General features: G+C 35.2%; 12 protein-coding genes and 1 pseudogene. 11 read left to right on the forward strand and 2 right to left on the reverse strand.

Features of this window, described 5'->3' with window-relative positions; translation table 11 throughout:
- Nucleotides 1-189 precede the first annotated feature (189 nt).
- A complete protein-coding gene (gene rpmG, locus O1Q06_RS02055; RefSeq protein ID WP_012481745.1) occupies nucleotides 190-390 on the reverse strand; it encodes a 50S ribosomal protein L33 in 201 nt (66 codons plus the stop codon).
- A 149-nt stretch (nucleotides 391-539) separates the two neighbouring features.
- Between rpmG and O1Q06_RS02060 the strand changes: the two genes are divergently transcribed.
- The 5 genes from O1Q06_RS02060 (at nucleotide 540) to O1Q06_RS02080 (ending at nucleotide 7,412) form a co-directional block, all read left to right on the forward strand.
- The gene (locus tag O1Q06_RS02060) at nucleotides 540-2,297 is read left to right on the forward strand and encodes an Rne/Rng family ribonuclease (protein WP_410542882.1); all 1,758 of its coding nucleotides are present in this window, start codon (nucleotides 540-542) and stop codon (nucleotides 2,295-2,297) included.
- 73 nt (nucleotides 2,298-2,370) lie between these two features.
- On the forward strand, nucleotides 2,371-4,284 hold the full coding sequence (gene dnaK / locus O1Q06_RS02065; protein ID WP_410542883.1) for a molecular chaperone DnaK: 1,914 nt from the start codon (nucleotides 2,371-2,373) through the stop codon (nucleotides 4,282-4,284).
- 72 nt (nucleotides 4,285-4,356) lie between these two features.
- The gene (locus O1Q06_RS02070) at nucleotides 4,357-4,641 is read left to right on the forward strand and encodes a BolA family protein (protein WP_410542884.1); all 285 of its coding nucleotides are present in this window, start codon (nucleotides 4,357-4,359) and stop codon (nucleotides 4,639-4,641) included.
- Nucleotides 4,642-4,648: 7 nt separating this feature from the next.
- Entirely contained in the window at nucleotides 4,649-5,881 is a 1,233-nt protein-coding gene (gene metC / locus O1Q06_RS02075) for a cystathionine beta-lyase (RefSeq protein WP_410542885.1), read from the forward strand.
- Nucleotides 5,850-7,412 (forward strand): Mur ligase family protein, encoded by a 1,563-nt coding sequence (locus O1Q06_RS02080; protein ID WP_410543133.1) that lies wholly within the window; start codon nucleotides 5,850-5,852, stop codon nucleotides 7,410-7,412. Before metC ends, O1Q06_RS02080 begins: the two co-directional genes overlap by 32 nt.
- A gap of 358 nt (nucleotides 7,413-7,770) precedes the next feature.
- Here O1Q06_RS02080 and miaA read toward each other — a convergent pair whose 3' ends face one another.
- Nucleotides 7,771-8,664, reverse strand: a complete 894-nt coding sequence (gene miaA, locus O1Q06_RS02085; RefSeq protein WP_410542886.1) for a tRNA (adenosine(37)-N6)-dimethylallyltransferase MiaA — start codon at nucleotides 8,662-8,664, stop codon at nucleotides 7,771-7,773.
- A gap of 75 nt (nucleotides 8,665-8,739) precedes the next feature.
- Here miaA and O1Q06_RS02090 point away from each other — a divergent pair, with 75 nt between their 5' ends.
- The 6 genes and pseudogenes from O1Q06_RS02090 to O1Q06_RS02115 all read left to right on the forward strand — a co-directional run.
- Nucleotides 8,740-9,210 carry a hypothetical protein gene (locus tag O1Q06_RS02090; RefSeq protein ID WP_019236353.1) on the forward strand — a complete coding sequence of 157 codons (471 nt, stop codon included), beginning with the start codon at nucleotides 8,740-8,742 and terminating at the stop codon, nucleotides 9,208-9,210.
- 127 nt (nucleotides 9,211-9,337) lie between these two features.
- On the forward strand, nucleotides 9,338-9,997 hold the full coding sequence (locus O1Q06_RS02095; RefSeq protein WP_410542887.1) for a JAB domain-containing protein: 660 nt from the start codon (nucleotides 9,338-9,340) through the stop codon (nucleotides 9,995-9,997).
- A 102-nt stretch (nucleotides 9,998-10,099) separates the two neighbouring features.
- Entirely contained in the window at nucleotides 10,100-10,432 is a 333-nt protein-coding gene (locus tag O1Q06_RS02100) for a helix-turn-helix domain-containing protein (protein WP_041582615.1), read from the forward strand.
- A gap of 34 nt (nucleotides 10,433-10,466) precedes the next feature.
- Complete coding sequence (locus O1Q06_RS02105; protein WP_410542888.1) at nucleotides 10,467-10,838, forward strand: helix-turn-helix domain-containing protein; 372 nt, start codon at nucleotides 10,467-10,469, stop codon at nucleotides 10,836-10,838.
- 95 nt (nucleotides 10,839-10,933) lie between these two features.
- Complete coding sequence (locus O1Q06_RS02110; RefSeq protein WP_410542889.1) at nucleotides 10,934-11,281, forward strand: IS630 transposase-related protein; 348 nt, start codon at nucleotides 10,934-10,936, stop codon at nucleotides 11,279-11,281.
- A gap of 130 nt (nucleotides 11,282-11,411) precedes the next feature.
- Nucleotides 11,412-12,257: pseudogene (locus O1Q06_RS02115) on the forward strand (IS630-like element ISWpi10 family transposase); the annotation flags it as partial.
- Nucleotide 12,258: the final 1 nt, after the last annotated feature.

Consider the following 12,258-nt stretch of genomic DNA (forward strand, 5'->3'; position numbering starts at 1 on the left):
AATAAAACCAGATCAGGACAAAAACGCTACCACTTTCAGCCCTTATTCAGGTGGCTCAATTCCCGGTAACTTATATAAGTTACCGTAATCTTTCAAAACCTCAAACAGACTTTCTCTAATGCAAAACAGTATAACTAGTGAGCAACAAGCTACACTCCTTTTAGCTGTAAGCTTTGCATGATAATATACTTACTTTAATTTTTCTTCTTTAAATAATACGTGTCTTCTGACCACTGGGTCATACTTTCTAAACTCGAGCTTCTTGGGAAGGTTCTTAGGGTTACGTTTTTTTACACAAAAATAGCCTGTTAGTTTCTCTTCTCCAGTCTTTGTTGTTTTAGTTGCAGTGCTAACTAGCTTGACAAGCAAAGAAGCATTTTTTTTCGCCATAATTGTTAGTGACATAATAAACTCTATGCAAGTTTATTACGCAAAACACTGAAAGTCAACCCAATAATGCAGATCGCAAAATTCTTGACAATCAATAATATATTAAGTAGTATAAGAACATTTCAGAATGAAAAGTAGACGGTAAATAAGTGGTGAGTGATGGCAAAAGGTTATTGTTGATAGAAAGTACTACCTGTTCTAACGAGGTAAGGGTTGCCCTACTAGTTAATGGTAGGGTTGTAGAGTTTGAGCAAGAATTCAAGGAAAAAAAACAATTGAGAGGTAATATATACGTTGCTTATGTAAAGCGTATAGAGCCTGCTTTGCAGGCCGTGTTCATTGAGTATGGAAAAAATAAGCAAGGTTTTTTGTCTTTTTCTGAGATATCTCTAAATTACTTTAATATTCCAGAAAAAGAGAAGGAAATTTTCCCTAATGAAGACTATTCGAGCGGTGTGGACTGTTCAAATGATAATTGCACAGAAGAAGGCCTAGATTCTACAGCTAGTAATGAATCCAGCAGTGGTTTTGTGAGGGAGGTACCTTTACATAGAAAATATAAGTTACAAGATGTGATTTCAGTAAATCAAAAGTTATTGGTTCAATTAACTAAAGAAGAACGAGGAAATAAAGGAGCTTCATTTACAACATACGTAACTTTGGTCGGTAGATACTGTGTTTTCATGCCCAATTCCATAAGTAGGGGTGGAGTATCTCGCAGAATTGAAGATACCAACGTTAGAAAACAGTTAAAGGATATATTAAATTCAATAAATTTACCAAAAGGTTCAGGTTTAATAGTAAGAACTGTTGGTGCAGGAAAAAGTAAGAAAGAAATTGAGCAAGATTACAATAATTTGACCTTATTATGGCAAAATATCCAGCAAAACTTCTCTTCTTTAAATGTTCCATCATTAATTTACAACGAAGCAGATGTAGTTATGAGATCTGTACGTGACTTTTGTAATAATGATACAGAAATTATAGTATCTGATAGAGAAGTTTATGAAGCGGTAAGAAAATACACTAAAAATGTGTTACAAGGAAAATTACGTCCTAGGTTATATAGAGGCTCTGTTCCAATCTTGACTTACTATCGAGTCGAAGATCAAATTTCTGAATTATATGGCAATAGAGTAGAATTACCATCTGGTGGGTCTTTGGTGATAACCTTAACTGAGGCATTTGTTTCAATAGACGTAAATTCAGGGAAAATGACAGGAGAAGATAACATAGAAGAAACAGCTTATAGAACTAATATGGAGGCATTATCTGAAATATCAAGGCAAGCGAATCTCAGGGGCTTATCAGGGTTAATAGTCGTTGATTTTATTGACATGTTGAAACTTGAGTATTGCAAAAATGTTGAATTTGCTATCAAGCAGGCGTTTAAAGATGATAGAGCTAAAGTTCAATTTAGCTTTATCAATGACTTTGGTTTAATGGTCTTTTCAAGACAAAGAATTAAACCAAATGTACAGGAAATTAATACTACAGAGTGCTTACGCTGTAAAGGTATTGGAAGAGTGAAATCAAACGAAGTGGTTGTTGCATCGATACTAAGGGATTTGCAACATATTGCTAGTAAAAATCAAAATAAGTCCTTTGATTTAATAGCACGCAGTGCAGTTATAGCGCACATTTTTAATAATAAGCGTGATATGGTTTCTACAATCGAAAAAGAGTTCAATATTACGTTAAATGTTAGTATTGATAATAGTTTAGATGCAGATACATTTATTTTAAAGCAAGGAGACCATATTAATTTTAATGATTATAAGCCATTGCAGAATTCTGGATGTCAAGTTGTGAATAGCAGGGATAAAGAAGCTGGTAGTTCAGATAAACTACCGGGCAACTTTTGGTTAACTAAATGGCTTTCGCGCCTTTTGGGCTCTAACAACTAAACGGGACTTGTAATTAACGAGTTTTATACTTATATATTTTACATCAGATAATATTTAAAAGGGAGTATTCATTATGGGAAGAGCAATAGGTATAGATCTCGGAACAACAAATTCTTGTGTTGCAATAATGCAAGGCAAGGATGCAAAAGTAATCGAGAATAAAGAAGGAGCAAGAACTACTCCGTCTATAGTTGCGTTTACTTTGTCTGGAGAAAGGTTGATTGGTGCTCCAGCAAAAAGGCAAGCAACTACCAATGCAAATAATACTTTTTTTGCAACTAAGAGATTGATAGGTCGCCAATATAGCGATCCTGAAATGAAGAATCTAGGTGTACCGTATAAGGTATTTGCAGCAAAAAATGGTGATGCATGGGTTAAAACAACTGATAGTAAAGAATACTCTCCTAGTCAAATTGGTGCATTTATACTACAAAACCTGAAAGAAGCAGCTGAGGCTTATCTTGGGGAAGAAGTAAAGGATGCTGTGATAACAGTGCCGGCGTACTTCAATGATTCTCAACGTCAAGCAACAAAAGATGCAGGAAAAATTGCTGGATTAAATGTTCTCAGAATAATTAACGAACCAACTGCTGCAGCACTTGCTTATGGTCTTGATAAAAAGCACGGGCACACAATAGTAGTGTATGATCTTGGTGGTGGTACATTTGATGTTTCAGTTCTTGAAATAGGTGACGGAGTTTTTGAAGTAAAGGCTACAAATGGTGATACTCACCTTGGAGGGGAAGACTTCGATAATGCAGTAGTAAATTATTTACTGGCTGAATTCAAGAAAAGTAATGGCATTGATTTGAAAAACGATCCAATGGCTATGCAAAGAATCAAAGAAGCTGCAGAAAAAGCAAAGGTAGAATTATCAAGTGCAATGGAAACAGAAGTAAATCTACCGTTTGTTACAGCTGATGCAAGTGGCCCAAAACACTTAAATATGAAGCTAACAAGAGCAAAGCTTGAAAGTTTAGTGAATGATTTAATTGAAAGGACTATAATTCCTTGCAAAAAAGCTCTTGAAGATGCTGGTTTGTCTGCTAGTCAAATTGGTGAAGTAGTTCTTGTTGGTGGCATGACTCGTATGCCAAAAGTCATAGAGAAAGTTAAAGAATTCTTTGGCAAAGATCCACACAGAGGGGTTAACCCTGATGAAGTTGTAGCAATTGGAGCTGCAATACAGGCGGGAATCATTCAAGGTGATGTAAGAGATGTGTTACTACTTGACGTAACTCCACTTTCTCTTGGTATTGAAACTCTAGGGGGAGTGTTCACTCCACTTATTGAACGTAATACTACTATTCCTACTAAAAAATCTCAGGTATTTTCAACTGCAGATGATAACCAAACAGCTGTTACAATTAAGGTGCATCAAGGTGAAAGAAAATTGGCGGTTGATAATAAACTGCTTGGTCAGTTTAGTTTAGAAGGAATACCACCTGCTCCTCGCGGGGTTCCTCAAATTGAGGTGACATTTGATATAGATGCAAATGGAATAGCGCATGTTTCTGCAAAGGATAAAGCTACTGGAAAAGAGCAAAAAATACGTATTCAGTCTTCAGGTGGTTTATCGGAGGATGAAATAAATCGGATGGTGAGAGAAGCTGAGGAAAAAGCACAAGAAGATGAAAAGCGTAAGAAATTTATTGAAGTGAAGAATCAAGCGGATAGTTTAGTTCATTCTACAGAAAAATCTCTGACAGAATATGGTGATAAAATTTCTCCAGAAGATAAATCTGCTATTGAAAATGCAGTTAATGAGTTAAAGGAAGTGAGTAAATCTGACAACACTGATGATGCTGATTCAATGCAACAGAAAGTTACTAACCTCTCTCAGTTATCTATGAAACTTGGAGAAGCTATGTATAAGGAATCTCAACAACAACGAGGTGGAGAAAGCTCATCCACAACAAATAATGAGGAAGAAAAAGTAGTAGATTCTGATTATCAAGACATGGATAATAAAGAAGAGAATAAGTAATTCGATTGTCATCCCAGTGCCCAGATACTGTGGGATGACAAGAGGAGCGTATTGTTGCTTAAGGGAACTATTGTGGATATTATTAAGACAATAGAGGAAAAATTACGCGATTCAATAGGTGTAATTGATATCGATGTTATCGATGAATCAGCAAGGCATGTAGATCATTATTTTGCTTCTTCTTCGACACTACCTTCACATATCAAATTAGTATTAATATCTAACGACTTTTCTGGAATGAGCTCTTTGAAGAGGCATAAATTGATCTATGAATTATTAAAGAGTGAAATAGAACGAGTACATGCGATTTCTCTTAACTTATATACGCAAAGTGAATATAATTTAAAAAATAAATAGTAGAAACGTGAGAGGAGAGTCTTTATTGGTTAAAGCAGGAAGAAAATTTAATGATTATAAAGGATCGATGAACCCACCAATTTATCATTCTTCTACTATATTATTTCCTACTTACAAGGATTACTTAAGTGCAGCGAATGGGGAGAGTATATATGATGTGATCAATGATGGTGTTGCAAGGGATTACAGCTATAGTAATGTTGGTACGCCTACTGTTCATTATTTTTCAAATGCACTGGCTGAAATTGAGGGTAGGGGGCAAGCACTCATCTACCCTTCTGGATTATTTGCACTTACTTTTGCTATTTTGACTTTCACTAAAGCAGGTTCGCATGTTCTGATACAAGATAATAGTTATTATAGGCTAAAGAGATTTGCCGAAAATGAACTACCAAAAAGAGGAGTAGAAGTAACTTTTTATGATCCGACACAGGATATAACTGATTTAGTTCAGAGTAACACTTCACTCATCATGATTGAGACGCCTGGTTCTATAACGTTTGAGATTTCGAATGTAGAGCATATAGTGAAAGTTGCTAAAGAACGTGGAATTGTAACCGTTTGTGACAATTCATGGGCCACTCCTTTGTTGTTTAAGCCGCTTGATTATGGAATTGATATTGCACTATATGCGGTGACAAAGTATCTAGCCGGTCACTCAGATTTAGTGATGGGAGCTATGGTTGCTGAAGGTAAAATTTTTAAATTGCTTTATGAGAGCTATAAAAATTACGGAGTAACCATTCAATCGCATGACTGTTACCTTGCACACAGGGGACTTAGAACACTGCAAACACGCATGAGGAAACATCAAAGTACAGCAATGCAAGTGGCAAAGTGGCTGGAAAAACATCCAAAAATCAAAAGAGTTTTGTATCCAGCACTTCCCTCCCATCCTCAACATGAATTATGGAAAAGTTATTTCAAAGGGGCAAGTAGTATATTTAGTATAGCACTAGATAGAGAATATTCATGTGAGAAACTAAGCTGCATGGTTGATCACATGAAAATTTTTGGCATCGGTGCTTCTTGGGGAGGATGTGACAGTTTGATATTACCAATAGAACATAGATCTATGTCAAGATCTGTAATGAATTCAGATTATGGTGGAAGTTTTGTGCGAATATTTTGCGGACTAGAAGATCCTGAAGATTTGATTTTTGACTTGAATACTGCATTAATAAGACTGCCATGTTCAAGTGTTAAAGATGATTGTGAGACTGAAAGAGCTACTGCATAACATTGTAAATGCTGACTTTGATATTGAAATCAAAGGCGTCACGTGTAACCCTAGTAGGGTTAAAGAAGGTTACCTTTTTGTTTGTATATCAGAAAGGAGTAAAGAACACGCAACATGTCTTCCTACTGGATGTGTACACAACTGTGTAGACGTTGTAATACAAGGGGCCAAGAAAGATGTCATCCCAGTGCTCAGACACTGGGATCCAGAAAATTTAATTGTAAACAAGCATACTAGACAATTGTATAATGAAAACTGGATTCCAGTGTCCGCTACTCGAATGACAAGTACTCCAAGTTTTGCAGTGCTTTACCACTCGGACCCTCAAGGAATATACAGTGAAATAGTCAGCAGGTTTTATCAATTCAAACAACCTAAATATATTGCTGCTGTAACTGGTACGAATGGTAAAACTTCAGTAGTGGAGTTTTGTCGCCAGATTTGGCAAGATAATGCAGCGTCTATAGGAACACTGGGAACATGTGTCAATAATAATAAAAAAGATAATAGCCTTACAACGCCAAGTGCAGATGATCTTTATTCCACATTGCGTGACATAAATAATAAGAACGTAGAACACTTAGCATTAGAAGCTTCAAGCCATGGAATCGATCAATACAGAATCCATGGACTTAGGCTCAATGCTGCAGCTTTTACTAATTTCTCTCAAGATCATTTGGACTATCACAAAAGTATCGATGAGTATTTTGAGGCCAAGAAAAGGTTGTTTGATGAGGTATTGCCAAAAGAAAAAACAGCGATTTTAAATGCAGATATAGGCGAATATGGAGAGTTGCTCAACATAGCTGAAAAGCGTGGCAACAAAGTTATAACCTATGGAAAAAAAAACTCTGACATTACTTTATTAAAGCAGATACCCACTGCCAATGGTCAATACCTAACAATTCAAATTGGTGATGAAATTTATAACGCATTTTTTCCGATTTTTGGGCAATTTCAAGCATATAATTTGTTGTGTGCAATCGGTATAGTTATTTCATCTGGTATGGACTATCAAAGAATGTGTATAGATAAACTCGCTTCTCCACCTGGAAGAATGGAAAAAGTGAACACTTTTGCATTTGTCGATTACGCTCATACTCCAAGTGCACTCAAACAAGCTCTGTTGTCTTTAAAATGGCACTTCAATAAAAAGATAGTTCTAGTGTTCGGTTGTGGCGGGAATCGCGATCAAACAAAACGTGCAGAAATGGGTAAAATAGCACAAATGCTTGCAGGTAAAGTTATAGTCACAGATGACAATCCGCGTGATGAAGATCCGGGGAAAATTCGTCACGATATTTTGTTACATTGCCCTGATGCAGTGGAGATAGGAGATAGAAAACAAGCTATAGAGAAAGGTATAAATATAGCACATGATGAAAATATGATTCTGCTAGTTGCAGGAAAAGGACATGAAAGATTCCAAATAATAGAAGGCCAATCCCTTGAATTTAATGATGTTGAAGTTATTAGAGAGGGCCAAAAATTTGCTACTGCTGTTTTGCTCTCTCCTTCATCCAACGCCTGAATGGCTTTTTTCCTTAAGTCATAACTGTACGCTGCTGGCATTTTTACCTTCTTGTTATACTAAATCACTATCTTATCTTGTTCCTACTATTATGAGAAGAACTATACAAGGATATGAAAGTGGAGATTGTGGTTACAAGATTAGTGAGAGAATATAGAAAAATTGAGGATGAAATATTGCGTGATATAGTTCATTTAGTGATAAAGGCTCTTACAGGTATAGTAGCGCTTCATAAGTAAGAATATTTTTACAAAGAATTTAATAATCACAATTTAGGCAATGATGAAAGTTCTTTAAGAAAAAAGTTTAATACTATCAAGAAAAGTTTGCATAGGCATAGCAATATAATACATAATAATCAAAATATTCCAAATTCTGTCAATTTGCTTGCATAGTCAATTACTTCAGAACTTGGGAACTGGTTTTTAAACCAAGTGTACTGGCGTTTTGCGTAGTGTCTTGTGTTTGTTTGAGCAATCTGTATTGCTTCGTCTAAAGTAATCTCCCCTTTTAAGTATCTTATAATTTCTGGTACTCCATGTGCTTTCATAGCTGGCAAATGTGGAGATGGGTTCATGCTAAGTAGGTTTTTTACTTCATCAATTGCTCCATTTTCAACCATTTCAATAAAACGAGAATTTATTTTTCGGTATATATCCTCACGTTTAGGTAGAATTGTATATACCTTAAAATTATTGAACAAAGGAGGCTGTCTATTTTCTTGCCATACAAAGATTGTCTTGCCAGTTTCAGTGATAACTTCAAGTGCTCTTGAGAGGCGATGTGAGTCATTAATAAATATTTTACCTTGAATCCTTGGATCTTTGCTTAGCACTAATTTGTAGAATTCCTCTTTACTTAAATTTTTTCTAAGTTCATTTACGTTTTCTCTCACTTCCTGGCTTATTTGTGGAATCGATGATAATCCCTTGATTAAGCTGCTAATGTAAAGCCCACTTCCTCCAGTGATGATCGGTATTCGTGAATTTTTCAGCGCGTTGTTAACTTCCCTATTTAAATCCTCTAGCCATAAACCTACGGAATAATTTTCTTTTGCTGAAACATAACCGTATAGCCTATAAAATTCTTTCTGCTTTGGTGGTTGAGCAGTAATTACGGGAATCTCTTTGTATACCTGCTTTGAGTCACAGTTTATTATGCTAATGTTTTTATGCTTTTTTATCAAGTTATCGCATAATTCTGATTTACCTGAGGCTGTAATTCCTGTAATAATTACTATATTATCTTTCATTTATATTAATTTAACTAACCTATGATAGGGTGTAGTAAAAATTTAGATTCTACAATCTAAAATTTGGAGACTTTTATGGCAGAAAATGATAACGATAACTCATTTACTAAGCGTTTTACAAATAGGACTTCTAATGAGACAAGAGGAGGTTTTTCCAGTAAGTATTCATCTCAAAATACCAAAGAACATGCACTAGGAGCAAAAGGAAAAATTTCTGAATTGGCAAACAAAAAAGCTGAAGCCAAGGAAGCTTTTTCTGAAAGTGGCGGCATAAAGAGTAAAAGCAGAACTATCAATGAAAGATCCTTTGCTGATGCAACAAGAAGAAGTAGATCAGATCTCATATATCTAGTTCGTGGTAAAGATCGAGGAAGATCAGCTTGGCACTATGTATTAGTTGATAAAGATAAAAGAGAAATGTTTCTGGCAAAAAGTAGAACTGGCTCTATAGATGTTGCAGATTATGGAGAGATTTTATATTCAGGATGGGGAGATGATCCACCACAGACGATAGTCGATAAAATCAATGAGGAGTTCGGATTGTAGTAAATCTGTTGTAAAAGCAACAAGGACAACATTGCAAATTTAGAGTTCAAAAGGGTTATTCCTCGAGAACTACTGCGTCAGAAAGCTGGCGTTGAATTTGTATATAATGTTGACCTTGGAGGTTTTTATGAGTAATAGTGAGAGAAAAGAAAAATTGGAAACTCGCATTTTATCAAGTAGAGGCAGGTCTTTACTTGACCATGAGCTACTGGAACGTACTCTATCTGAATGTGAAGAAGGAAGAGAAGTGGCCAAAAAGCTAATAGAGCTCTTTAGTAGTTTAGGAAGGGTAACTAACGCTGACTTTCATGAGCTAAAAAATGTTACAGGAATGAATGATGGAGCAATAGCAAGTATCTTTTGTCTGAAAGAGATTTTCGATAGGATACTGAAAGGTAAGTTAAAAAAGCTGTCGATTCTTGATAACAGAGAAGAGCTACTAAAATACTTTAAAACAGCAATAGGGCAGTCACGAAAGGAAAGCTTGCGAGTAATATACTTAGATCGAAGTGGTCATTTGATATACGAGTATATTCAAGACTGTGGAACTATAGACAGAGTACCTCTATATGTGAGAGAAATAATCAAACAGGGATTACTGATCGATGCATCATCTATTGCAATTTCACATAATCATCCAAGTGGAGATACAGAACCATCAAAGGAGGATGAGGATAACACACTTACATTAGCTGCAACCTGCGAAAATGTAGGAATGAAATTAATAGATCACATAATCGTAACACAGAAGAGCCACTTTAGTTTTTATGACAGTGGTTTATTATAATCTGTAGACCGGAAGGAAAGTTCTCCAACTTTCCTTCTTTTTTCTACTTCATAAATTAAAAAATTCAATATAAGCTTGAGCAGCTAAAATTAGTAATGAAAGGTGGAATTAGGCAAAAAAATAAAAGAGCTTAGATTATACTGTGGTTTAACACAAACTGAGTTGGGAAAGAAAATAGGCGTTTCGTATAGACAAATACAAAGGTACGAAAATAGTTCAAACCAAATTTTGGCCAGTAGGCTATACGACTTAGCAAAAGCACTATCGATTAATGTGGCTGATTTTTTTACTGATGTCCATGTCGACTCACATGAAACTTATGATGAAGAAATACTAAAATTAGTCAAAGGATATAATGAAATTAAAAGCAAAAGGTTACGTAGCGTAGTTTATATATTGGTAAAATCTTTTTCTCAAAGTTACAATGAGAGTTAGTATTGCTTCAATACCTCAGTTAATATACTAATAAATGATTGTACAAGATGAACAACATCCTATTGATAAACAAATAGGTGAAAGAATAAGGAAGAGAAGGTTAATATGCGGTTTTAGCCAAAGAGACTTAGGAAAAAAGCTCGGAATTTCATTTCAGCATATACAAGGATATGAAACTGGAGAGGTAAGGCTTGTAATTGATAGATTGTATAATTTGGCAGAAGCTTTGTCCGTTGATATGTCATATTTTTTTACCAAAGCTTCTGAAGACTTATACGATAAGGCCTTTTGTAGCGATGTGGGTAGTGAAGAAATATCAAGGCTAGTGAGGGAATACAGGAAAATTAAGGATGAAACGTTGCGTGATATTGTGCATTCAGTGATAAAAGCGCTTGCCAATAAATAATATTGCCTGAATATATTTTCAATCCACTTCTACAAGCAATGCTATAGTATTTCCTAAAGTAAATGATAAAGGTATAATAAAGTATTTGAGTTATAATGGCATATGGTGTGGATTTAAGGGAAAAGGCAGTATTGATGATAGAAAAAGGGAAGGCAAAGGTTGAGATAGCAGAGCTCATGGAGATAGGAATAGCAACGCTGTACCGCTGGTTAAAAAAGAAAGCTGCTGGTGAAAGCCTAAAGCCATCTAAAAACGGTAGCTTTATTCGAAAAATAGACCCAAAAATACTCGAAGAATATGTTACAAAGAATCCAGATCATACTCTGGCAGAGATGAAACAAAATCTTGGATTTGGAATAAATTCAATTTGGTATAGACTAAAACAGCTAAAAATTACTTTAAAAAAAAGTCACACTATATCAAGAGCGCAATCAAGAAGATAGGCAGCAATTTATTGATAAAATCTCAAAAATAGACCATTCCAGCATCTTATACCAATTCCCACTATGTAAAGAACAGATAGACAATAATGGGAAAGAAGTGATACTAGAGTAGATAAAATAGAGAGGTATAATGGCATTAAGGTCAAAACTGTTAGACGAAAAAGTTGTAAATTTGGCGAAAGAAATGTTAAAAAAGGTCAGAAATAACGCATATGTTTCAAAAAAGTTACAAGCGGTGATAGCAGGAAAAGAAAGTAGTATAAGCGCTGTGGCAAGAATATGTAAAATTTCAAGGACTGCTTTGACTGAATGGATAAAGCATCTAAAATTTGGTAGAGTAGAAAAATTATTTTCCCCTTCTCAGCGGCGAAGAAAAAGCAAATTAAACAAAAATCAACGTGAGCAAATTGAAATATGGGTAGAAAGAAATCCAAATATTACTATTAAGGAAGTGCAAATAAAAATCTCAGAGGAATTTGGCCTAAACATTAGCAAATCAACAGTGCATCGTGAGATACAAAGGATGAAGTTTTCTTATATAACACCGAGGCCAATTCACCATAAACAAGATAAAAACAAGCAAGAAGAGTTTAAAAAATACTTCAATAAAATAGTCAATTCCCACCCTGAAAAGGAGGTATTTTTTTGATGAATCACGATTTGGAACTCATTCAAAAATCGGACACGGATGGTTTAAAAAAGGGGTCAGAACGCAGGTTAAATGAAAATTGGTAGACAAAATTTCTATATCTACAGTGCGGTAAATCCAAGAAGTGGTAAGAAAATTAGCCTACTTGCTCCATATGTAAACACTGATTGTATGAATATATTTCTGGAGCAGATGTCGAAAGATTTAGGCACGAAAAAAGCCTTTCTTGTAATGGATTGTGCAGGCTGGCATAGATCAAAAAGTTTGAAAATTCAGAAAAACATTACCATTATATACTTGCCTCCTTATTCACCAGAACTGAATCCTC

Source organism: Wolbachia endosymbiont of Tetranychus urticae, from assembly GCF_046529255.1.
Lineage (GTDB): Bacteria > Pseudomonadota > Alphaproteobacteria > Rickettsiales > Anaplasmataceae > Wolbachia.

Excerpts from the sequence above, each read along its gene's own strand:
- rpmG (WP_012481745.1), bottom strand. The coding sequence starts at position 390 with ATGGCGAAAAAAAATGCTTCTTTGCTTGTCAAGCTAGTTAGCACTGCA.
- dnaK (WP_410542883.1), top strand. The coding sequence starts at position 2,371 with ATGGGAAGAGCAATAGGTATAGATCTCGGAACAACAAATTCTTGTGTT.
- O1Q06_RS02080 (WP_410543133.1), top strand. The coding sequence starts at position 5,850 with ATGATTGTGAGACTGAAAGAGCTACTGCATAACATTGTAAATGCTGAC.
- miaA (WP_410542886.1), bottom strand. The coding sequence starts at position 8,664 with ATGAAAGATAATATAGTAATTATTACAGGAATTACAGCCTCAGGTAAA.
- O1Q06_RS02090 (WP_019236353.1), top strand. The coding sequence starts at position 8,740 with ATGGCAGAAAATGATAACGATAACTCATTTACTAAGCGTTTTACAAAT.
- O1Q06_RS02095 (WP_410542887.1), top strand. The coding sequence starts at position 9,338 with ATGAGTAATAGTGAGAGAAAAGAAAAATTGGAAACTCGCATTTTATCA.
- O1Q06_RS02105 (WP_410542888.1), top strand. The coding sequence starts at position 10,467 with ATGATTGTACAAGATGAACAACATCCTATTGATAAACAAATAGGTGAA.
- O1Q06_RS02110 (WP_410542889.1), top strand. The coding sequence starts at position 10,934 with ATGGCATATGGTGTGGATTTAAGGGAAAAGGCAGTATTGATGATAGAA.